We start from the raw sequence: 22966 nt of genomic DNA, 5'->3' as shown, positions 1-22966 counted from the left end.
CACAGGCGAATGGCGCCTATACGATACCCTGCTCCCGGGCCATGGCCATGGCCGCCTTTGGTCCCGTCCACAGAGACGGCAGGATAATCAGCGACACGGGTATCGCCGTCAGCACGATAAACTGCTGCAACACCCCGATCTGACCGGCGCCCATATAGAGCAGGATCGCCGCCATCAGCGCCATGGCGCCGCCCCAGAATACGCGAATCCATGGGTTTGGCTCGTCGTGCCCGGCACCGACCATGGCAATGGAATAACTCATGGAATCGCCGGTTGTCGCCACAAAGATGGTGGTCAGCAACAGGATGGCTGCTGCCATCCAGGTGCCACCGGGAAGCGCCTGGGCTACAGTCAGCGTCGCTACGTCAAACTGGAAGTTGTTCAGGGCTTCGGTCAGGTCCAGCGCACCGGTCAGCTGGTAATAGATCCCGGACCCGCCCAGCAGGGTAAACCAGATGGTAGTTGCGATCGGCGCCAGCACGGCGACGGCCAGGATTATTTCCCGCACCGTTCTGCCCCGGGAAATCCTGGACACAAACACCGCCATTAAAGGCGTATACCCGATGAACCAGGCGAAAAAGAACACGGTCCACCACTTCATCCACCACTCGGGCGCGGTTTGCGTCGTCATGGTGGCCATGGCGAAGAACGAGGTGACGTATTCGCCCATGGCCTGGGTGTAGGTGTCTACCAGAAACAGGGTGGGCCCAAACACCATAATGACGGCCCCGATGGCCAGCGCAAGCAGTACGTTGAAACGGCTCAGCAGCTGGATGCCCTTGTGCAGGCCGGTCATGGCCGAGGTCATATAGACCGCGGCAAGAATCGCCAGCACCACCAGCTGCGTGCCAAACCCGTCGGCAATACCAAACAGCTCATGCAATCCGAAGCTCATCTGTGTCGCCAGAAAGCCAATCGGACCAACGGTACCCGCTACCACGGCAATAACGCAGAACGCGTCGATCACACCACCCAGACGACCCTGGATGACCCGCTCACCCAGAACCGGGTACAACAGGGTACGTGGCTGCAGGGGTTTGCCCTGACCGTAATGAGCGCGGGACAGCACCAGCGCGGTGAGAGAGCCAAGCACCGCCCAGGCCAGAAACCCCCAGTGGGTAAAGGACTGTGCCAGGGCCGGGGCAACGGCCGCCGGAGTTCCTGCTTCCGAGTCGAATGCCGGTGGCGTGACCACGAAATGGTAGACCGGCTCACCGGCGGCGAAGAAAACGCCGCCGCCAGCCAGCAGCGTACACATGATCATCGACAACCACCGGAAGCGGCCAATCTCGGGCCTGTCCAGGCCACCAATCCGTGCTGCACCGGCGCGGCTGAGCGCCGTGCCCACCGCAATGAAAAAAGTGAGCAGCAGCAGCAACTGGAAGAAGGAACCGAGGTACTTCGCGGTCCACGCAAAGCCGTTACCGATCAGGCTGGCAATATAGCCGCTGTCCACGATCGACGCACCGACGAACAGGAGAATGAACCCGATGGTCAGTATCAGCACCACCGGGTCGTTGTCGGCAAAAAAACGGGATCGCTTCCCGGCGGGGGGAACGGATGGTGCGGTCATGGGGTCTGCCCTCAAGGAAAAAACGGCGCACCCTACAGGAAAGGTCTGCCTGTTGCACATGCCCCCGACCAAAAACCGGTGCGTGAAAACCGCTAGTGTCCCGGCGGACCGCCACCGGCAAACTGCCATGAAGTGGGCGGGTTGCAGCATTTCGCCGTATACCCGGCAGACACTCCACCCATTTGTCGAGGAGGCAACCGGATGACCACCCTGATCGCCGGCATCTCGGGCGCCATTGGCAGCGCCCTGGCCGAGCGCTACCTGCACGACCAGCCGGCACAGCCATTGATCGGACTGTGTCGCCGTCCGGAAATGGTACCCGCCGCGGTTCGTGAGCAGGAAAACGTCACGCTGATTCCCTGGCAGGCGGACGCCCCCCTGAGCGAATCACTCACCGATCAACTGGCGGAGGCGCTGGGGCCATCGGGCAAGCTGCATAATCTGATCTATGCGGCAGGCCTGCTGCATGACGACCGGATGTTCCCGGAGAAACGGCTTGAGGATCTGAACCCGGATGCCATGGCCCGGGCCTTTCAGGTCAACTGCATCGGGTTCGGTATGCTGGTGCAGGCCCTGGCGCCGCGATTTCGCGGCCAACACCTGACACGGGTTGCGGCGATTTCCGCCAAGGTAGGCTCCATTTCGGACAACCGGTTCGGCGGCTGGTATGCCTACCGATGCTCCAAGTCCGCCCTGAACATGATGGTCAGAAACCTGTCGATCGAGCTGACCAGGCGCTTCTCCCCGGTCACCTGCGTGGCGCTTCATCCGGGCACGACCGAGTCACCCCTGAGCGAACCGTTTAGCCAGTCGCTGGCAAAGCTGACGGTGCATGAGCCCGAGGATACCGCCAGTAACCTGTACCGGATTCTCGACGGGCTATCCGAGAATGACAATGGCCGGTTTATCAGCTGGGATGGCACTGACCTGCCCTGGTGAAAGCAGGGCGAGTTCAGTGGCATTATCTCGACCATCAACGGCATCGCCGACCAGACCAACCTGCTGGCACTCAACGCCGCCATTGAAGCGGCCAGGGCCGGCGAAGCCGGGCGCGGTTTCGCCGTGGTTGCCGAAGAGGTGCGCTCACTGGCGAGGAAGTCCAGCACATCGGCGGGTGAAATCGACGGCCTGGTGGAAGAAACTCACCAGCGGGTTAACGCACTGGCCGCCTCCCTGGACAGGATTGACCGTTAGTGGATCTATCCGGTCTCGCCCGGTTCAATTCCATCGGCCTCGAGCTCCCGCCTGAGCAGGCGGGCGTTTCTCAGGTTGGCCTTGTACATGACGTCGAACACATCGCCCACGACGGGCACGGAACCGACGACCGCATCCAGCAGAATATTCTTGACCATATGGGCCTGGACCCGCCGGCTGGCCCCGGCGCGCTGGCTTTCCACCAGCACATAACCGGACAGCAGCAGCCCGGTCACATCCCCTACCACGGGAATCAACCCCAGTAACCCGTCCAGACCGATGTTCACTCGGGTAAAGGGAATGCGTACGGCGCTGTCCATAAGCCGGCTGAACCGTTCAATACGGTGCAGGGACGCCGCCCGCCGAAGAGCGGCGTCGGCTGCCGTTGCCGTTCTGTCTGTAGTCATACGCCGATACTCAACCCGTCTTTGGAAAAGAACCGCTGACCTGCCTGACGATTATACGACCTCCGTCAGGCATGGGCCCTGAGGTCAGGTGGTCACGCGATGGAATCCACCACCCCGCCATCCACACGCAACGCCGCTCCGGTAGTGGCGGATGACAGTGGCGACGCCACGTACACCACCAGGTTGGCCACTTCATCCACTTCCGCCGGGCGCTGGATAATGGAACTGGGCCGCGCCGACTTCACGAAGTCAATGCCGGTCTGCTCAAGGCTCTTGCCGGATTTTTCGGCGGATTCTTTCAGCATCCCCTGCACCCCCTCAGACATCGTGGGACCGGGTAATACAGCGTTGACGGTTACCCCCGTGCCCGCCATGCGCTTGGCCAGTCCGCGGGACACCGACAGGTTCGCGGTCTTGGTGAACCCGTAGTGGATCATTTCCGTGGGGATATTCAGGCCGGATTCTGACGAGAGGAAGATCACCCGGCCCCAGCCATTCTTCTCCATAGCCGGCAGATAGGCCCGGGACAGGCGCACGCCGGACATCACATTCACATCGAAAAAGCGCTGCCACTGCTCATCGGAAACGTCGAAGAACTCTTCCGGGCCAAAAATACCCAGGTTATTGACCAGGATATCAGCCGAAGGCTCGGCCTCCACCAATGCCTGACAGCCCTCCGCCGTGCCGAGATCCGCAGCCACACCCCGTACAGTGGCATCAGGGGCGCTTTCCCGCACTTTGGCAATGGCCTCATCCACCGCCGCCTGTTTGCGGCCATTGACCACCACGGTGGCACCGGAACCGGCCAGGCCCCTGGCAATGGCCAGGCCAATGCCCTGGGTGGAACCGGTAACGATAGCGACTTTGCCCTGCAGATCGATCTTCATGACGGACTCCTCTCTGGTAGAAACTGTTTGGGAAACCAAGGAGCCATCACTATCCCATGGTGACACCTGCCCCGGCCAGAGATGGTACGCTTGAAAGGTCGTTTGGTGTCAGCTGCAAGCCGACATCCTTATCGACAGGCAACAGACCGGCCCTCGGGCGGGCTATGACCCGCCGATGCAGGTACCGGCCCTGCCCTCCAGGATGGCCAGCGCGTCTTCCAGCCGACCGATGCCACTGACGCCACCGCCCTCGGCAAATGTCCGGGCCGCCGACAGTTTGGGGCCCATGGAACCGGCGGGAAGGTCCAGCTTGCCGGCCTCGGCAACCGTCAGCCGATGGATCGCTTTGGCGGTATCCTTGCCGAAGTCCCGGTAAATGGCGTTCACATCCGTGAGCAGCAACAAGGCATCCGCGTCCAGCTGGCTGGCGAGCAGGGCGCTGGCGGCATCCTTGTCAATCACCGCTTCCACGCCGAGCATGCTGCCGTCGTCGAGACGCAGCACCGGAATCCCGCCGCCACCGGCACAGATGACCACAACCCCCTGCTCCAGCAGCAATCTGAGTACCCGCATGTCGGGAATCTCCAGAGGCGTCGGCGAAGGCACCACCCTGCGCCACTTGTCCCCGTCCGGAGCAATCTGCCAGCCGGCGGCTTCGGCTTTGGTTTCGGCTTCTTCCTTGTCGTAGACGGGCCCGACGAACTTGGTCGGGTTGCGGAAGGCCGGGTCATCCCTGTCCACCAGAACCTGGGTCAGCAGGGTGGCAACCGGCCGATCATGACCAAGCGCGTTTTCCAGCTCCTGCTCGATGATATAACCGATCATGCCTTCGGTTTCCGCCCCCAGAACATCCAGCGGGTAGGCTTCATCCGGCTTGTAGGCGGCGCCCTGGAGTGCCAGCAGGCCCACCTGTGGTCCATTACCATGGGTGACAACCAGCTCGTGCCCGGCACGGACAATGGCCGCCAGTGATTCCGCGGCGGTCTTCACGTTGGCCCGCTGGGCCGCGGCGGTGAGGGGCTCACCGCGCCGCAACAGGGCGTTGCCACCAAGGGCTGCTACTACTCGCATATCCGGCTCTCCTTATCAGGACCCAAGAGTGGCGACCAGCACCGCCTTGATGGTGTGCATCCGGTTCTCCGCCTGGTCGAACACAATGGAGGCCGGGCTTTCGAAGACCTCCTCGGTGACTTCCATGGCGTCGATGCCGAACTCGGTCTGCATCTCCTTGCCAACGGTGGTTTCCGTGTTGTGGAAGGCCGGCAGGCAATGCATGAACCTTGTCCGCGGGTTGCCGGTTTTCCCCATCAGGGCCGAATTGACCTGGTATGGCTGCAACAACCGGATCCGCTCCGCCCATTTCTCCTTCGGTTCGCCCATGGAGACCCATACATCGGTATAAACGAAATCAACACCGGCCACGGCCTTGTCGATGTCGTCGGTGATTGTGATACGGGCGCCTGTGGTAGCGGCCAGATCCCGGGCTTCCTGCTGAATTGCCTGGTCGGGCCAGCAGGCTTCAGGGGCGCACAGGCGCACATCCATGCCCATTTTGGCACCGCCAACCAGCAGGCTGTCGCCCATGTTGTTGGCGGCGTCGCCGATGAACACGAACGACACATCCCGCAGGGGCTTTTCCACATTCTCCTGCATGGTCAGAAAGTCCGCCAGGATCTGGGTGGGGTGGAATTCGTTGGTCAGGCCGTTGTAGACCGGCACCCCCGCATACTGCGCCAGCTCTTCAACCACCGCCTGGCCGAAGCCCCGGTACTCGATGGCGTCGTAGACCCGGCCCAGCACCCGGGCGGTGTCCTTGACGGACTCCTTGTGACCGATATGCGTGCCGGTGGGGCCCAGGTAAGTGACCCGGGCGCCCTGGTCAAACGCAGCCACCTCGAAGCCCACCCGGGTCCGGGTAGAGTTCTTTTCGAAGATCAGCGCAATGTCCTTGCCCTGCAACAAGGGCACTTCCGTGCCTGCGTATTTGGCGGTTTTCAGGTCGGCGGAAAGCTTGAGCAGAAAACCGATCTCCCGGGGGGTGAAGTCCCGCAGGGTCAGGAAATGCCGGTTCTTGAGATTGAAAGCCATTGTCAGGCTCCTTGATTATCAAATAGCGTCGCGAATGGTAGGGCAGCTCATGCAGCGGCCACCGCCTCGCCCCCGGCCAAGCTCGGCGCCGGGAATGGCAAGCACCTCGATGCCGGCGGCTTCCAGGGCGGCATTGGTGTCGTCATTGCGATCGTAGCCAATCACCACACCGGGGCTGAGGGCGAGCACGTTATTGCCGTCATTCCACTGCTCACGCTCCCGTTCGGCGGCGGTATCGCCGCCGGTGGCAACCACTTCCAGGGAGGGGTAACCGAGCACCTCCGCCACCACCTCGAACAGCGGGCGCGGGTCCTGGTGGAAGGACAGATGCTTGTCTCCCTCTCCAGGACGCAGGTCGTAGCAGATCACCTCATCAGCCACCTCCTTGAACGCGGTAACTACATTGCCACCACAGAAAGTGAAAACCGTATCCAGGTGCATGGCCGAGCGGGTTTTGGGCAGCTGGCAGGCGATTACCCGGTCAGCGGTGCCGTTGGTAAACAGGGCTTTCGCCAGCTGACCGATGGCCTGGGGTGAACTGCGTTCGCCCATGCCCACCAGTACCGTGCCATTGCCCACCGGCATGATATCGCCCCCTTCCAGGGTCGCCAGGGCATAGTCCTGGAGTGGGTCACCCCAATGCACGTTGACCTTGCCGGCAAACGTCGGGTGGAACTGGTAGATCGCGTTTGTCAGCAGGGTTTCCGGTTTGCGCGCCGCCCAGTACATGGGGTTCAGGGTGACGCCCCCGTAGATCCAGGCGCTGTTGTCCCGGGTAAACAGGAAGTTTGGCAGCGGCGGCAGCACAAAGCCGTGCGGCCCCAGGTGGTTACCGAACAGCCCGGCCGGGTCGAAAGGCAAGTCGCCCACTTCCAGCCCGCCAATCAGGAACTCGGCCAGGGTCTGGCCGGGCAGCTCATCCATCCACGCGCGCAGGTCAGACACCATGCCCACCCCGATGTGGTTCCAGGTAATTCGGTGGTCCAGAATCCAGCGGCGGGCCTCGGGAATATCAAGGGTTTCCGCCAGCAGGTCACCAACATCCAGCACCTCCACGCCCCGGGCCCGCATCAGCCCGGCAAACACGTCATGGTCCTTCTGCGCCTGCTTGACCCAGAACACATCGTCAAACAGCAGCGCATCACAGTTGGACGGCGTCAGTCTCCGGTGGGCAAGGCCCGGGCGACAGACGATTACCTGTCGCAGCGTGCCGGTTTCCGAGTGAACGCCCAGAGCAGATTCAGTCATGTCAGGTACTCCCTTGCCTGTCGGTCAGAGAAACACGCCAATGCTGATCACGACACTGATGAAAATCGTGAGGATCAGCAGCAGTGGCCAGATAAAAGCCAGCCAGCGATCGTAGGACACACGCCCGATGGCCAGGCCGCCAACCACCACGGCAAAGGTCGGGTTGATCAGATTCACCAGACCGTTGGCGGACTGGTAGGCAGTGACCACCAGATCCCGCCCCACATCGGCGAAGTCCGCCAGCGGCGCAAGGATCGGCATGGACAGCACGGCAAGACCGGAAGAGGAAGGCACAAAGAAGCTCATGCCCACTTCAATCCAGAACATCACATTAATGAAGGCCAGCTCCGGCAAGCCACCCAGGGTGGTCTCGGCGCTGTGCAGGATGGTGTCGGCAATCATGCCCTGCTCCATGATCACCACAATGCCCCGGGCCAGACCGACCACCAGCGCGACGCCCAACAGGTCCCGGGCGCCGTCCACGAAACTGCCGGTCAGCTTCTTCTCCCCCAGCCTGGCGACCACACCGATCACGATCGCCGAGCCCAGGAACAGCGCCCCCATGCGGGCCATCCACCAGCCCTGTGACGAGACACCCCAGATCATCACGATGAAGGTGAGTGCGAAGATGATCAGGGCGACTTTCTGGGTGCCCGTCAGGGTGAAATCCTCGATCTCGTCATGCCCCTGAAGAAACAGCCGGCGGTGGGCGTCCCACTGCCTGGCAACCACGGACCGTGACGGGTCCGCCTTTACCCGACTGGCATAGCGCATGACGTAAGCGGCACAAATGACAAGGCCGCCCACCAGTATCACAGATCGCAGCACGATACCGTTAGTAAACGGAATTTCGGCGGCGTTGGACGCAATAACCGTAGCGAAAGGATTGATGGTGGACCCCAGCACGCCAATGCCGGCTCCCACCAGAATGACCGCCACACCGGTGACCGCGTCATACCCCGCCGAGATAATGACCGGTATCAGAATGGCATAGAATGCCAGGGTCTCCTCTGCCATGCCGTAGGTTGTGCCCCCGATCGCAAACAATGTCATCAGGATCGGGATCATCCAGATTTCCCGCCCCTCCAGCCGGTGCATGGCGCTGCGAATGCCAGTATCGATTGCTCCGGTGGCGTTCATCACGCCCAGAAAACCACCCAGGAACAGCACAAACAGCGCAACATCTATGGCATTGGCGACATAGCTGTCAGGGTCGTAGAACCCCGCCGTAGGAGCCAGCATCACATCAACAAAGCCCTGAGGGTTCGGGTCCACGGTTTCATAGGTGCCTGGCACGGCGACTTCGCGCCCGACTTCTTCATTCATGGCCCGTTCGTACTGCCCGGCGGGAATAATCCAGGTCAGGGCGGCCACCAAAATGATCAATCCGAAGAGAATGGTATAGGCTGTGGGAAAACGTGTTGCCAGGTCGTCTTCCAGACTCGATGAGGATGACTTTTCGTCTGCCACGGGTTATCTCCTTGTCCACGTGAATAAGCGAGCTGTCTTCTTAACCACATCATTATTTATACGACACAGTCATCTATACTACAGTTGATCAGAAACAAATATGACAGAGTTACCTGCAATGTCTCGGGTACCACTCATGCCAACGGTGGCAGCCAGTAGCGGCATACCTCCGACTGTCTGTCAGCCTGGCAGTTCGAACTTTTCTGGTAGCGAAATCGGGCGAACTGTCGAACCGCAAACCGCATTCCTGGAGCCGGGATGCGTGTTTTGTGTTAGCTTCACAAAAGCGCTATCCAGCTTTTCGCCGAACACCGCAGATGGAATGGCCTGATCAGAAACACATCTTTCAGGAAGGGCGACTATGACTGAAGCAATGACTACCCCCAAATACAATCATTTGCTGGCGGCACTACCGGAGAGTGCCTGGCGGCGGATTTCCCCGCAGCTCACGCGGGTGGAGATGAAACTGGGTGAGGTCATCTACGAAGCCGGCCAGCACATGGAATATGTGTACTTTCCAACCGACTGCATCATTTCACTGCTTTACGTCATGATTGACGGCTCGTCCGCCGAAATCTCGGTGGTTGGCAAGGAGGGGGTTACCGGCGTTGCGGTTTTCATGGGCGGGGAAAGCACCCCCAGCCGCGCCGTGGTGCAAAGCAAAGGCTTCGCCTACCGGATGCCAGCCAGGAGCCTGAAAAAGGAATTCAACGAACATGCCGAGGTACGGGTGCTGATGCTGCGCTACACCCAGGCACTGATCACGCAGATGTCGCAGACCGCGGTCTGTAACCGCCACCATTCGATTGATCAGCAGCTGTGTCGCTGGTTGCTGCTATCCCTTGATCGCCTGCCCGACAACCGGCTGACCATGACCCAGGAACTCATTGCCAACATGCTGGGCGTGCGCCGGGAGGGGGTCACCGAAGCCGCCGGAAAACTGCAGAAAAAGGGTGTCATCAAGTATCACCGAGGCCATATCGACGTAATCGACAGGCCCCAACTGGAGGCACTGTGCTGTGAGTGCTACGAGGTGGTCAGGCGAGAGACTGACCGGCTGGTTTCAGGCTCCCGTCAAGAGGCCGCCGATTCAGTGTCTTGACCCGGTACATGGACCGGTCCGCTTTTTTCAGGAGTTCGTCGACGGTTTGCCCGTTGTCGGGATAGATACTGACACCGATACTCAGTTGAAGCGCCACTTCATGGCCGTCGATCACCATTGGCGCGGCCACGGTTTCACGTATCTTGTCAGCAACCGCAACGGCGTGGTCGGGCTGGGAGATTTCGCTCAGTAACACCAGGAACTCGTCGCCACCATACCGGCACACGGTATCCGTCGACCTTACGCTCGCCTCGAGCTTGCCCGCCAGCGCCTTGAGGATAGTGTCACCACTCTCGTGACCAAGAATGTCATTGATACCCTTGAAGTTATCAAGATCAATGAACAGCAGGCCCATACGCTTCTGATGACGCCTCGCCAGTGCGAGGGACTGCTCGAAGCGCTCATAGAATGCGTTGCGGTTATGCAGGCCAGTGAGCGCATCATGCTGGGCAAGGTACGCCATGCGGGAGGTGTTTTCCCGGGAATAGCGGGCATCATGGAACACGATCACCGCGCCGACAACCACACCCTGGCGGTTGTGGATAGGGGCCGCCGAGTCCTCGATGGCCAGTTCGACACCGTCTTTGGCAATCAGCAGGGCGTTTGCTTCCAGCTCCACGATGCTGTCTGACTGAATGGCCCGTTTGGCCGGGTCGGAGGTTGGCTTGTGGGTCGTAGCATCCACCACATGAAAAACCTCACTCAGGGGCCGTCCGATGGCCTCCTGTCGGCTGAAGCCGGTCAAGGTTTCCGCAACGGTATTCATGTAGGAGACCAGCCCGCCATTATCAGTACTCAGCACCGCATCACCAATGGAGTTCAGGGTCACCTGTGCCCGCTCCTTTTCGTCGAACAGCTTCTCCTCGGCCTCCCTCCGGGCTATCTCATGGGCCTTGTAGATGCTGATGTCCTCAACCGTATGCACGTAACCCTTACCGGGCATGTCGTCGGTCAGCAGGGCCGCGTTCCGGCGGGTCCAGATAACCTCCCCGTCGGGGCGCTGTATCCGCGCCTCGCACAGAAAGGGCTCGTTTCCCGCTACCGCCGCTTCCCAGTGCCGGAGCGTGCTGGCACGATCCTCGGGGTGGATAACCGAAGTCCAGTGCGATCCAACCAGATCTTCTGCGGGCCAGTCGCACAGCTTCTGGTAAGCGGCGTTGCAGTAAAGGCATTTGCCATCCCGATCCGTCACCAGAATGCCCAGCGGCAGTGCATCACTCAAAGGAATACCCTTGTCCAGGTCGTCATCGGTTTGTGAGTCTGCTGCCTTCGGTAAAAGATCACGATAACGCAACATAGGCTTACTCCCGGTTTTCGATAATCACTTCAACACGGCGGTTCTGCTGGCGCCCCGTCGACGTATCATTGCCGGCTACAGGGCGCTCAAAGCCAAATCCGGACACGCTCAGCCTGCTCCTGTCGATACCACGGTCTACCAGGAATCGCCGCACCGATTCGGCCCGCTGACGTGAGAGCGTCTGGTTAAAGCCGGCACTGCCGACGTTGTCCGTATGGCCTTCGATCAGAACCTTGCGGTCCGGGTACTGGTCAAGGAAGTTCGCCAGTTTCTCCAGGTTGTCGTTGGTGCCTCCCTGGATCTCGGCACTGCCGGTGGCAAACAGCACATCGCCCAGGGTCAGCACCAGACCCCGTTCGGTTGCTTCGGCCTCAAGCAGGTCGATCTGCCGTTGCAGCTCTTCGGCTTCACGGGCCGACATGGCGGCAGCCGCTTCCTGGGAGCTACGAGCGCTCTCGGCCTCGGCACGGGCCCGGTCCGCTTCCCGGGTCCTTGCCGCCAGCCTCGCTGCATCACGCTGCTCACCCAGTTGGGTCCGTTCGGCTTCCAGCAGCCGGGTCTGGCCTTTGGCCCGGGCAATGTCCAGCGCCCGGTCGGCCATGTAAACCCGGTGAGCCGCCAGCGCTTCGTCATCGCCGCCCAGAGGCTGCTCGGCCAGCTCCACGGCCGCCTCGGCATCCCGCAATTCAACGCGGGCATGGGTCATCATGGCCGGGTTCTGCTGCAGTTCGGTCAGTTTGTCACGCACGTTCTCTGAGCCATCAGGGCTGGTCGGTGCGGTGGCACAAGCAGTCAGCAGTGCCGAGGAGAGCACCAGCGCCATCGTTGTTTTACGACCGGGAACGGTTTTCACAAGTGATAAAGTCATCATTGTTGATCTCCCTGGCGCCGCATTTCTTCATCAAGGGCCTCGGCACCGCGCCCCATTTCCCGATTGATTGCCTCGGCCTTGGCGGCTTCCGTCCTCGCCACCGCCAGTTCCGCGGCAATCCGCGCCTGCTTGGCCAGGCGCTCGGCCTCGGTCATCCGTTCCGCCTCAACCGCCTTGACGGCTGCCGCGAGTTGCCGGTTCGCCTCTTCCAGTTCGGCACCGGCATGTTGCCTGGCTTCGGCCTGCTCGGCACTGGCAATGGCCGCCCTGGCTGCATTCAACGATTCCGTCGGAGGCAGCGGCGCAGATGCACAGGCGACCAGAGCAAGTGGCGCAATGAGCAGAATGATCATCTGGCGAGCACGCCCAGCGACCCACCCCATCATGTCGGTAATCATGTGCTTACTCCTTGTTATCACCAAGTGACCCGTGACATCTTGGTGAGTCCGGGCCCGGTCGGTCCGGTACGGTACGGTCCGACAATACTTCTTGCTCTCCACATTAGGGCCTCGCCCGGAACACGTCGGTTCGCTAACGCACACATGTTAAAAACAGTAAAACGGCGCTATTACAGGGTCTCAAGGTGGGGTAGTATCCATTAACGTACTTCAGACGCCGGTTTTGGGAGGCAGAATGGCCGAAAAGCACGACTATCCGGATGCCGTCGATCGTCATGACCGGCTGCGCCGCAGTGCCCGGGACATGCTCGACAGGGGCGCAAGCCCACGCAACAGTGGCGCAACACTCAGCGTGGATGCCCTGCAACTGCTCTACCAGCGAGCCAGTACCCCCGAATCTGCTGCCGATGCCCTGCGGTTGCTCCATGAACTGCAAACCTATCAGGTGGAGCTTGATCTGCTTTATGAGCAGCTGCAGGACAACGAACAGGAAATCACCGAAGGACTGGCCCATTACAAGTCACTCTTCGACCTGGCACCCGCCGCCTATCTGGTGGTCACCAATGACGGCGAAATTATTGAGGGCAACCAGTCCGCAGGAGTGCTGTTCCGCGAGTCCCCCGGGCAGTTGGCCGGTAAGCCCCTCAGCGCTCTGCTGGCCCCGGGACAGCAAGGTACCGTGGATGCCCTGCTGCAGAGTTCCGGGGAACGGGCGTCGGGTGCGGGCGGTGCTGCGGAGGCGTCCGTTGGCCTTGCGGATGGCAAGCGGGCCAGAATCAGCACAAGGCCATCTGCCTCCGGGGACAGCATGCTGGTGATCCTGACTGACATTGCGACACACTCCGCCGGGTCCTGATGCGACTGGTTGGTATAGGCGCATCCGCCGGCGGCCTGGCTTCCCTTGAGGCGTTTTTCCGCAACACGCCCTGCGATACCGGGATGGCGTTCCTGGTAGTTCAGCACCTGGACCCGACCCAGAAGGCGCTGTTGCCGGAACTGCTGCAACGACATACCGAGATGCCGGTGCGTGAGGCCCAGCAGAACATGCCCATTCACGCGGACTCGGTTTATGTCATCCCGCCGAACCGGGAGCTGCGGGTGCTCGATGAAACCCTGAAGCTGCAACAACCCGCGCAACCCAGGGGCCAACGACTGCCTGTCAATGTGTTGTTCTCGTCCCTGGCCAGTGCACAGAACGAGCTGGCCATTGCCGTGGTGCTTTCCGGTATGGGCTCTGATGGCACTCTGGGGCTGCAGGCGATCAAGGCCGTCGGGGGGCTGTCAGTCGTTGAGTCGCCCGCTTCGGCGCAGTTCGACGCCATGCCCAAAAGTGCAATAGCCGCGGGCTGCGACGATATTGTGGCACCGGCAGATGAGCTGCCCCGGCGGATACTGGAGTTTGTCCGGCGGGTTCCCGAACCGGACCAGGGTCGCCAACCAGACGCTTCGATGGCAGATCTGGATCCGCTTCTGAAGCTGCTGCGCCAACAGACGCGTCATGATTTTTCACTCTACAAACCGACCACACTGAACCGCCGGATCGAACGCCGGATGGCCATCCATGGCCTTTCAGACCTGACTGAATACACCCGTTTTCTGGAGAACAGCAGCCAGGAAGTAGAGCTTCTGTTCCGGGAGTTATTGATCGGTGTTACCGAATTCTTCCGGGATTCGGCAACCTGGGACTACCTGATCGACACGGCGCTGCCGGAACTCCTGGCCGGGCGCCCGCCCGATGAGGGGCTGCGCGCCTGGGTTGTGGGCAGCTCGACCGGGGAAGAAGCCTACTCCCTGGCCATGGCAATCACGGAAGCGCTGGAGCAAACCGGCCATGGCGATGAAATACACCTGCAGATCTTCGCCTCGGACATCAGCCCGGAAGCCATCAACATCGCAAGGCGCGGGCGATACCCGCTCAGTATCGAGGACACGGTGTCCGAAACCCGGCTGGCGCGCTTTTTCGTCAGGCATGACGACCATTACCAGATACAGCCGGCCATACGGGACAAGGTGATGTTCGCCCGGCACGATGTGATTCTGGATCCGCCATTCACCAGGCTGGACCTGATTGCCTGCCGCAACCTGCTGATCTACTTCGACGTAACGCTTCAACGCCGGATACTACCGTTGTTTCACTACAGTCTTCGTGAAAACGGCATACTCATGCTCGGCAATTCCGAGAGCATTGGCCGGCTGAACCATCTGTTCAAACCCCTTGACCCGAAGCTGCGCCTTTACCGAAGAAACGGTTATGACTCCGCCCGCCACCCCGACTTCCTGCTGGAGTCGTATCCTCCGATGTCCACTCTGCCCAAGGAGCCCCCCGTGCAGTCCGACCAGGCTTCCCCACAGAAGGCCCCCAACAACCTGCAATCGGCAGCGGATGATGTGCTGCTACAGGTCTATTCACCGGCCGCCGTCGTGCTCAACGCTGACGCCGACATTGTCTACATCAGCGGTCGCACCGGGAAGTATCTCGAACCCGCGGCCGGAAAAGCCAACTGGAACATCCACGCAATGGCCCGGGAAGGGTTGCGCGAGTCCCTGTATACCGCACTGAAACAGGCCGCTGACCAGTCCGAACCGGTGGAGCTCACCGGAGTGCCAGTAAAAACCGAGGCGGGCACCCAGGCCGTTGACGTGACCATTCAGGCGTTCAGGGACACGGAGGCTCTGAAGGGCATGACCATGGTGGTGTTCCGGGATGCGCCAGCCCATGTTACACCCCGGCGGCGCAAATCGGCCTCTGCCAAAGATTCGGACTACACGGCCGAAATCGAGCGGTATCAGCAGGAAGTCGAAAGCCTGAGGCAGCAAGCCAAGCGCACCCGGGAAGAGCTCCAGGCATCCAATGAAGAGCTTCAGTCCACCAATGAAGAGTTGCAGTCCGCCAACGAGGAACTGACAACATCGAAAGAAGAAATGCAGTCGATGAATGAGGAACTGCAAACCATCAACACCGAGCTGCAAACCAAGCTGGACGACCTCGCCCTGGCCCAGAGTGACATGCAGAATGTGCTCAACAGCATCGAAATCGCGGTTCTGTTTCTCGATCAGGAGCTGAATGTACGACGCTACACCGACCGGGCATCAAGCCTTTTCAGCCTGCGCGAGAGCGACGTTGGCCGCCCACTCAGCGACCTGAACACCAGCCTTCGGTATCCGGAGCTACAGGAAGATGCCCGCCAGACCCTGAGCACGCTGGCGGTCACCGAAAAGCAGATCACCACCGACGATGACCGCTGGTTTTCGGTCAGGATCATACCTTACCGGCGGCTGGACAATGTGATTGACGGGGTGGTTATCACCCTGGTGGATATTACCGACACCAAGAAACTGGAATCCTCGCTAAGAGAAGAATCTCAGTTGTGAAACAACCCGTGCGGGGCTGTCACATCACTTTTTGGTGGCCTTTTCAAACTCCTTGATCTGTTTCTCGGCCTCGTCGCGGGTGACGCCATACGTTTCCTGGATATGTCCCACCAGCTTTTCCCGCTTGCCGGCTATCACATCGAGCTGATCATCGGTGAGCTTGCCCCAGCGGGACCTGATATCACCCTTGAATTGTTTCCAGTTGCCTTCGATGGTATCCCAGTTCATAGCTGTCTCCTTTTATCAGCGTCAGGACAGGTGTCCTACTGACGTTGCCAATGTCCCGACTGGCAACGTCCTGTGGGTATGCAACCACAATAACCGGCCGAGGTCGCTCATGGCGCCTGCACCTTATTTCACCATAGGTCTTTGTACACAAACCCGCAACATCCTGGCTCTGGCCGGGCAGCCTTCAGAAGTATGCCCCAACCCGGCATGATGGTATTCCCTCTGCTAATCGGTTAACGGGCGGGGCTCAGCCTCCGGCCGGCCGAACAGGTAGCCCTGGAAATAGGTACAACCATGGGCCACCAGCCAGTCTCTCTGCTCTGGTGTCTCCACACCCTCGGCGATGATGTCCAGCGTCAGGCCCCGGGCGAGGCCGATCATGGATTCCACAATGGCGGCGCTGGCCGTGCTGGTGGTCACTTCCCTGATAAAGGACTGGTCGATCTTGACCTGGTCCAGGGGCAGGCGCCGGAGATAGCTCAGGGATGAATAACCGGTGCCAAAATCATCCAGTGAGAACCGGACCCCGAGTGCCCGCAGACGCTTCATGGTACGGGTGATCCGGTCCGGGTCATCCATCAGCAGACTTTCCGTCACCTCCAGTTTCAGCATGGCGGGCGGGGCTCCGGTCTGCCGGAGGATCTGCGCCAGTTCTTCAATGAACTCGCTGCTCTGAAACTGAACGATACTGACGTTGACGGCCAGCACCAACTGGGCGGTAGCCGGGTCATCTTTCCAGGCGGCCAGCTGCCGGCAGGCCTTTTCCAGAACCCATTCGCCGATAGGCAGTATCAACCGGCTTTGCTCGGCAATCGGAATAAACACGGCCGGAGACACCATGCCCCGCTCGGGGTGCTGCCAGCGCAGCAGTACTTCATACCCCATTAGCTGGTCCGGGTGTTGAACCTGGGGCTGGTAATACGCCCGCAACTGGTCCTGAGCCAGCGCGGCTCTCAGCTCTTCCTCCAGCAACACATGCTGCACCACCTGCTTCTGGATTTCAGGATCGAAGAACGCTATGCGCTTCCGGCCCCGATGCAAGGCCTGATCCTTGGCCTGTTGCGTGGCCTGCTCGGCTCGCTGCAGCTGCCCCTCGAAACCTGACTGCCGGTCGTCAATCAGCGTAATGCCGATACTGACCTCAACCTGCACAGACTGGCCGGCAACCTCAATCGGCCGGACAAACATGGCAAGAATCTTATCGGCAACCCTCTCCGCCGATCGGGCCGCCTGCTTTTCAGTTTCATGCAGGCCAGGCAGCAACACCGCGAACTCGTCACTGCCGACCCGCGCGAGCGTATCAGTCTCTCGCATGATCGACGACAACCGCTCGGCAAGCGCCTTCAGGGTCAGATCACCAATGCCATAGCCTTTCGAATCATTGATTGCCCGAAACTGTTCGATATCCAGATACAGAAGGGCCGCATTGGTATGTTGCCGGGTATTCGCCTTGCCAACTTCGGCTATTTTCTCCTCCAGCAGCGCCTTGTTCGCCAGCCCTGTGAGGGTATCGTAAAACGCGAGCCGGTGAGCCTCGCGTTCGGCCTCCTTGCGCCGGGTAATATCGTGAAAGGTGCCGACAAAATTCTGAATGGCGCCTGAGCTGTTGCGAACCACGCTGATGGTGAGCCACTCCGCGTAGACTTCGCCGTTCTTGCGACGGTTCCAGATTTCCCCTTCCCAGGCGCCCTTCTCCAGCACCCGCGCCCAGAGGTTATTGTAGAACGCCCGCCCCTGCAGGCCGGATCGGAGAATGGCCGGTGTCTTGCCGACCACTTCGTGTTCGGCATAGCCGGTGATGGCCGTAAAAGCGTGGTTCGCCCGCAGAATCAGACCCTGTTTATCGGTAATCATAATGCCGAGATGGGTCTCGAATGCGGCCGAGGCGATGCGCAACTCGGCCTCGCGGACCTTCTGCTCGGTCACATCCCGCACCAGCGCCAGGAAACCGTTGTAAGACCGCTCCTCATCCCGTAACACGTTCACCCTGGCCTCGAAGGCCCGGAGTTCATTACCGACTTTCAGGTGATAATCAAAGTTAAGGGTTTCCCGGGATTCCAGGACTTCACTCTTGGCCTCACTGAAGCGGTCCGCAAGCTCCGGCGACAGAACCTCACGGTAATGACGACCGATGAGCTGGTCCGGGGTCATGAGCAGTTGCTGCTTCTCTGCGGCGTGGACAAAGACAAACCGGCCCTGCTCATCGATCACCAGAACAAGATCGGGAATCGACCGGACCAGTGCTTCCAGCCTTGCCTCGTTGGACTGGGCGACCTGGTGCAATCGCTTGCGCTCCTGGTTCTCGTGGATCAGGCCCTGCTCTGCTCTCTGCCGCCGGTAGAACTGCTTCAGCAGGAAAAGACCAATAATGGCAACCAGCAGAATACCGGTGCTGCCGACCCACAGGCTTTGCCACCAGCTCTCAAGAGCGACCGAGGTTTTTTCACCCACAACGACAATGTAGGGTGCATCATCAACACGCCTGAAACCGTAAAAGCGTTCTGCGCCGTCGATGGGCGAGCGAACGGTCGCCTGAGCCTTTTGCTGTCCACTTTCGATAAACGCCTGAGTCCGGGGCTCACTGATCCGCGGGGGGCCAAGTGTAACCGACTGCGTCCCAGCCCCGGCGGGAAGCCGGGCAACCAGTGCCATGGTCTCATCAACGATGGCAATGCTCTGACCATCAGCAAGGGACAGGCTGGCCAGAGACTCGGCAAGTACAGCCGGAGGCTGGCGGATCACCAGCATCCCCGTGACAGCGTTGTCGTCAGAGTGAAGCGTGCGCATGCTGAATATCCATGACCGGCCGGTGCCGGGTTCGATATACACGGGAGTTACCAGATTATCCCCGTCCTGCCCGGCCAGAGCGTCACTCAGAAAAGGCCAGGCCGGAATGGTCTCGCCTTCGCTTCCTTCCGATGAATACAGCAGAGTGCCATCATGACCGGCAACGAAAAGCGCATCCGCGAACGCGAACTGAAATCCCTGCGTCTTTTTATCCAGCAAATGCTCGAGACTCGTCAGGCCCGGGTCCGGAAGGACCCGCGCCTGGGGAGCCAGGGGCTCGACAAACCCGGCAAGCGTTTCCAGCGCGTACTGACTTGAAAGAAAGGTATTGGCGACCAGTCCGGCTGCCAGGTCGGCCCGGGCGGCAGAGCGTCTGTTCGCATTTTCCGTGGCCTGCCGGTATCCGTTGACGGCGATAAAACTTGCGGAAACCAGCAGAACCGTCAACGCTAGCAGATACCCGATCAGCGGAGAACGACCACCTGCCGTTACCTCCGGAATCGGTTTACTGTCCAGATACCCCATTGACTACTCACATAAGTTATTATTTTAAAAAGAACTTGTGACAGAATTTTTCACAGGCCAGTCCATGATCGACGCGTGGCGGCGCCTGCTCCCAAGATAGCACGTCCCCCACACCCTTGCTGATAAGGATCCTTGCGTGACTCAGGCAACCATTTATTATCTCGATGGCCATCAACGCATTGGCGCCGTTTCAGTCTGGGACCCCAGCTCAGGCCGCGTGGAACTGACTTCCGTTAAAGACAAAACGCCCATCTCCCCACAGTGGCCCCTGATCGCCCACGTCGACCGCCCTCTGCACGTAACGCCGCTTGGCAAACGCGACGAATTCCAGAATTACGTGATCCAGCTCGTCAACCAGCAAACCCTCGGCGGAAAGATGATTTCCGCATCCGTGGCCACCACGGGCATCCAGATCTGCCACTACTCGGACAGCGAACACCTGATAGAGCGCTTCGTGCCCTGGCAGGCCGTCAAAACCTATCGCCTGGGCCACATTCCGCTGCAGAACGACCAGAACCCCAGGGCCCCTGCCCCCGACGATCCGGACCCGGCCGGCAACCCGCCAGAAGCAGCGGCCACAGACTCACGGTCCCCGCTGGCGCTTGGGTCGCTGGAGGTCAGAAAAGCCAGCCAGCTGAAATCAGCCCTCGATCGCGGCAAGGCCATTGAACAAAGCGGTTATGACCGGAACCTCAACCGGACACTGGGTGACATACTGGTGCAGTCCGGCATTGTCGACAGCGAGCAGCTCAATGTTGCCCTTCACCGCAAACGTTCAGAGCCGGCCCGCCCGGTCGGCCAGATCCTGATCGATATGGGTCTGGCGTCCGAGGAGGTTGTTCAGCGGGCGCTGGCTTATAAACTGGGCGTTCCGTTTGTAAGCCTGGAAGAGTTCGACATTGATCCCGAAGCCGTCAAGTTCATTCCCCCGACCACCGCAGCCAGGCTGAGAATTCTGCCGCTGATGTTCTATGATGGCCGCCTGGTGGTGGCCCTGAGCAACCCCTCCGATTCCGAAGCCCTGAACATTCTGAATTTTCTGGTTGGCTACCCGGTCAAGTACGCGCTGGCCCCGAGAACCGATCTGTCCCGGGAAATCGATCATTACTATGGCGCAGCGGAAAGCCAGGAGGCCGCCGAAGAGCTGGAAATGGAGCTGGTGGAAAGCCCGTCACCACAGCCCAACCGTCAGGCGATTGAAAAACTCGGGCAGGAAAAGCCGGTGATCCGCTTTGTAAACTCGGTTATCCGCGATGCCATCCGGCAGAATGCCTCGGACATCCACCTGAGCCCGAGGGAAGACTATGTGCAGCTTATCTACCGGCTGAATGGCGACATGATTCCCGTCAAACGCTTCAACAAGGGGATGCTGGCGGCAGCCGTCAGCCGCATAAAGATTATCGGCGGCATGGATATCACCGAGCGCCGGGTGCCACAGGATGGCAGGGCCTCTGTGCGCTGGGACAAGAATGATGTTGATCTGCGGATTTCGGTGATGCCCACCATACAGGGTGAGAGTGTGGTTATTCGCATACTCAATACCCGGCAGGGCCTCAAATCCGTCGACGATCTGGGTTTTTCGGAGGGCGACCGCCAGAACTTTGTGGACCTGATCCATCGTGGCCAGGGCATGCTGCTGATTACCGGGCCGACCGGGTCCGGCAAGAGCACGACCCTTTATGCGGCGCTGCATGAACTGCGATCAAAAAGAGTGAATATTCTAACGGTGGAGAACCCCGTGGAGTATCACATGGACGGCATAGAGCAGATGCAGGTGAACGAGCCCGCCGGCTTCACCTTCGCCAGCGCCCTGCGCAATATGCTCCGCCATGACCCCGACATCATCATGGTGGGTGAGATCCGGGACCGGGAAACCGGCCAGATTGCCATCCAGAGCGCGCTCACCGGGCACCTTGTGCTGAGCACCCTGCACACCAACAGCGCTGCCAGCACGGTGATGCGAATGATCGACATGGGTATCGAGGATTACCTGATCAGCGGCACCCTGAACGGCGTCCTCGCCCAGCGCCTGGTGCGGCGGAATTGCTCGCACTGCACAAAGGAAGAAACCGTTGACCCATGGGTCCGGAAAGCGCTGGGCATCGGCGATGACGAAACCTTTGCCGTCGGCACGGGCTGCCGTGCCTGTCATGATACCGGGTTCTCGGGTCGCCTGGCGGTGTACGAACTGATGGTGATGACACCCGAGCTGCGCACTATGATCGTGGCGGGCACCTCGTCGGACGAACTGGAGAAACAGGCCATCTCATCGGGAATGACGCCGCTGACCGACAATGCCCTGAGCAGGGCCAGAGACGGCTCCATTTCCGTGGCTGAAGTGTACCGGATCCGCCTTGCCTGACCGAACTGAACCGAGGAGTTGATATGGAGTTGCCAGCCTACCTGAAAGTGATGGCCGACAAGGGCGCTTCCGACCTGTACCTGTCCACCGGCTCCCGGGTCATGATGAAGATCGAAGGGAAAACCGGCCCGGTTACCCAGAAGCCGCTACCGCCAGGCGCCGTCAAGGAGCTGGCCTATTCGGTGATGAGTGACAGGCAACGGGCAAGCTTCGAAAAGGATCTGGAACTGGACATGGCCGTTGGCATCAACCAGGTCGGACGTTTCCGGGTCAATGTCTTCTGGCAGCGGGGCGAGGTCGCCATGGTGATCCGCCACCTCAAGACCGACATCCCCTCTATCGAATCCCTGGGCCTGCCCGGCGTGCTGGAACAGCTGATCATGGAACCGAGGGGGCTGATCCTGGTGGTGGGTTCGACGGGTTCCGGGAAATCCACCACCCTCGCCTCCATGATCGACTACCGCAACAGCCATCATTCGGGCCATATCCTCACCATCGAGGACCCCATCGAATACACGCACCATCACAAGCAGAGCGTGGTCAACCAGCGGGAAGTGGGGGTCGATACCCTGTCCTACGGCGAAGCCCTCAGGCGTGCCATGCGGGAGGCCCCGGACGTGATCATGATCGGCGAAATCCGCGACCGGGAAACCATGAAACATGCCCTGACCTACGCCGAAACCGGTCACCTGTGCCTGGCCACCCTGCATGCCAGCAACGTCAACCAGACCATGCGGCGTATCGTGAACGTGTTCCCGGAGAGCGCCCACCGTGAACTGTTCATGGACCTGAGCATGCACCTGAAGGCGGTTGTCTCGCAGCGCCTGCTCAAGAGCCGGGACGGCAAGCGGGTCGCCGCCGTGGAAGTCATGCTCGCCAGCCCTTACATCAAGGAACTGATCAACAAGGGCGAGCTGGACGGTATCGGGGACATCATGGAGAAGAGCCCGGAACAGGGTATGCAGACCTTCGACCATGCCATCCTGGATCTTTACCACCAGGGCAGGATCACGCAGGAAGAGGCCCTGGCCAATGCCGACTCCCGGCATAACCTGGAAGTAAAGATCCGGCTGGAACATGGCAATATCGAAGGCGGGGGCGGTCAATTCAGTATTGATGAAAGCTGACCCGTAGCCTCCCTGGCTCGCCCCGGTTCC

The 22966-nt window shown here is 60.3% G+C and carries 18 protein-coding genes and 1 pseudogene; 7 read left to right on the top strand and 12 right to left on the bottom strand.

Going from position 1 to position 22966, the window contains the following annotated elements:
- Nucleotides 1-16: 16 nt before the first annotated feature.
- Nucleotides 17-1573 (bottom strand): BCCT family transporter, encoded by a 1557-nt coding sequence (locus IE079_RS11235; protein WP_189576453.1) that lies wholly within the window; start codon nt 1571-1573, stop codon nt 17-19.
- A gap of 201 nt (nt 1574-1774) precedes the next feature.
- Between IE079_RS11235 and IE079_RS11230 the strand changes: the two genes are divergently transcribed.
- Together IE079_RS11230 and IE079_RS11225 are read left to right on the top strand one after the other, a co-directional pair.
- On the top strand, nt 1775-2512 hold the full coding sequence (locus tag IE079_RS11230) for an SDR family oxidoreductase (protein WP_189576451.1): 738 nt from the start codon (nt 1775-1777) through the stop codon (nt 2510-2512).
- 33 nt (nt 2513-2545) lie between these two features.
- Nucleotides 2546-2767, top strand: a pseudogene (locus tag IE079_RS11225) (methyl-accepting chemotaxis protein); the annotation flags it as partial.
- Between the two features lie 5 nt (nt 2768-2772).
- On the opposite strand, the gene IE079_RS11220 reads toward IE079_RS11225, so the two are convergent.
- The 6 genes from IE079_RS11220 to IE079_RS11195 form a co-directional block, all read right to left on the bottom strand.
- Nucleotides 2773-3174: a DUF4112 domain-containing protein gene (locus tag IE079_RS11220; protein WP_189576449.1), complete on the bottom strand. Its 402-nt coding sequence runs from the start codon at nt 3172-3174 to the stop codon at nt 2773-2775.
- Nucleotides 3175-3266: 92 nt separating this feature from the next.
- Complete coding sequence (locus tag IE079_RS11215; RefSeq protein ID WP_189576447.1) at nt 3267-4061, bottom strand: SDR family NAD(P)-dependent oxidoreductase; 795 nt, start codon at nt 4059-4061, stop codon at nt 3267-3269.
- A gap of 162 nt (nt 4062-4223) precedes the next feature.
- The gene (gene arcC / locus IE079_RS11210) at nt 4224-5132 is read right to left on the bottom strand and encodes a carbamate kinase (protein WP_189576445.1); all 909 of its coding nucleotides are present in this window, start codon (nt 5130-5132) and stop codon (nt 4224-4226) included.
- Nucleotides 5133-5147: 15 nt separating this feature from the next.
- Nucleotides 5148-6149: an ornithine carbamoyltransferase gene (gene argF / locus IE079_RS11205; RefSeq protein WP_189576443.1), complete on the bottom strand. Its 1002-nt coding sequence runs from the start codon at nt 6147-6149 to the stop codon at nt 5148-5150.
- 18 nt (nt 6150-6167) lie between these two features.
- Nucleotides 6168-7397 (bottom strand): arginine deiminase, encoded by a 1230-nt coding sequence (locus tag IE079_RS11200; RefSeq protein ID WP_189576441.1) that lies wholly within the window; start codon nt 7395-7397, stop codon nt 6168-6170.
- A 24-nt stretch (nt 7398-7421) separates the two neighbouring features.
- Nucleotides 7422-8867 carry a YfcC family protein gene (locus tag IE079_RS11195; protein ID WP_189576438.1) on the bottom strand — a complete coding sequence of 482 codons (1446 nt, stop codon included), beginning with the start codon at nt 8865-8867 and terminating at the stop codon, nt 7422-7424.
- A gap of 361 nt (nt 8868-9228) precedes the next feature.
- Here IE079_RS11195 and IE079_RS11190 point away from each other — a divergent pair, with 361 nt between their 5' ends.
- Nucleotides 9229-9969 (top strand): Crp/Fnr family transcriptional regulator, encoded by a 741-nt coding sequence (locus tag IE079_RS11190; RefSeq protein WP_189576437.1) that lies wholly within the window; start codon nt 9229-9231, stop codon nt 9967-9969.
- Here the strand turns inward: IE079_RS11190 and IE079_RS11185 are convergent.
- From IE079_RS11185 to IE079_RS11175, 3 genes are read right to left on the bottom strand one after another with little or no spacing between them, the layout of a single operon-like run.
- Nucleotides 9905-11266, bottom strand: a complete 1362-nt coding sequence (locus tag IE079_RS11185) for a diguanylate cyclase domain-containing protein (protein ID WP_189576435.1) — start codon at nt 11264-11266, stop codon at nt 9905-9907. The genes IE079_RS11190 and IE079_RS11185 overlap by 65 nt on opposite strands.
- A gap of 4 nt (nt 11267-11270) precedes the next feature.
- Nucleotides 11271-12134 carry an OmpA family protein gene (locus tag IE079_RS11180; protein ID WP_189577046.1) on the bottom strand — a complete coding sequence of 288 codons (864 nt, stop codon included), beginning with the start codon at nt 12132-12134 and terminating at the stop codon, nt 11271-11273.
- Nucleotides 12134-12535 carry a DUF4398 domain-containing protein gene (locus IE079_RS11175; RefSeq protein ID WP_227712462.1) on the bottom strand — a complete coding sequence of 134 codons (402 nt, stop codon included), beginning with the start codon at nt 12533-12535 and terminating at the stop codon, nt 12134-12136. The genes IE079_RS11180 and IE079_RS11175 overlap by 1 nt, the downstream gene beginning before the upstream one ends.
- Nucleotides 12536-12770: 235 nt before the next feature.
- Between IE079_RS11175 and IE079_RS11170 the strand changes: the two genes are divergently transcribed.
- Both IE079_RS11170 and IE079_RS11165 read left to right on the top strand, forming a co-directional pair.
- A complete protein-coding gene (locus IE079_RS11170; RefSeq protein WP_189576426.1) occupies nt 12771-13391 on the top strand; it encodes a PAS domain-containing protein in 621 nt (206 codons plus the stop codon).
- The gene (locus IE079_RS11165) at nt 13391-15907 is read left to right on the top strand and encodes a chemotaxis protein CheB (protein WP_189576424.1); all 2517 of its coding nucleotides are present in this window, start codon (nt 13391-13393) and stop codon (nt 15905-15907) included. Before IE079_RS11170 ends, IE079_RS11165 begins: the two co-directional genes overlap by 1 nt.
- A 24-nt stretch (nt 15908-15931) precedes the next feature.
- Here IE079_RS11165 and IE079_RS11160 read toward each other — a convergent pair whose 3' ends face one another.
- Both IE079_RS11160 and IE079_RS11155 read right to left on the bottom strand, forming a co-directional pair.
- Nucleotides 15932-16135 carry a CsbD family protein gene (locus IE079_RS11160; RefSeq protein ID WP_189576422.1) on the bottom strand — a complete coding sequence of 68 codons (204 nt, stop codon included), beginning with the start codon at nt 16133-16135 and terminating at the stop codon, nt 15932-15934.
- Between the two features lie 225 nt (nt 16136-16360).
- Nucleotides 16361-19447 carry a bifunctional diguanylate cyclase/phosphodiesterase gene (locus IE079_RS11155; protein ID WP_189576420.1) on the bottom strand — a complete coding sequence of 1029 codons (3087 nt, stop codon included), beginning with the start codon at nt 19445-19447 and terminating at the stop codon, nt 16361-16363.
- A 136-nt stretch (nt 19448-19583) separates the two neighbouring features.
- On the opposite strand from IE079_RS11155, the gene IE079_RS11150 reads away from it, so the two are divergent.
- Entirely contained in the window at nt 19584-21809 is a 2226-nt protein-coding gene (locus IE079_RS11150; RefSeq protein WP_189576418.1) for a GspE/PulE family protein, read from the top strand.
- A gap of 23 nt (nt 21810-21832) precedes the next feature.
- Nucleotides 21833-22936 carry a PilT/PilU family type 4a pilus ATPase gene (locus IE079_RS11145; RefSeq protein WP_189576416.1) on the top strand — a complete coding sequence of 368 codons (1104 nt, stop codon included), beginning with the start codon at nt 21833-21835 and terminating at the stop codon, nt 22934-22936.
- The last annotated feature ends 30 nt before the right edge of the window (nt 22937-22966 follow it).

Origin of the sequence: Marinobacter zhanjiangensis (assembly GCF_014651935.1) — a bacterium.
Taxonomy (GTDB): domain Bacteria; phylum Pseudomonadota; class Gammaproteobacteria; order Pseudomonadales; family Oleiphilaceae; genus Marinobacter; species Marinobacter zhanjiangensis.
This window is presented reverse-complemented; position numbering and strand designations above follow the sequence as displayed.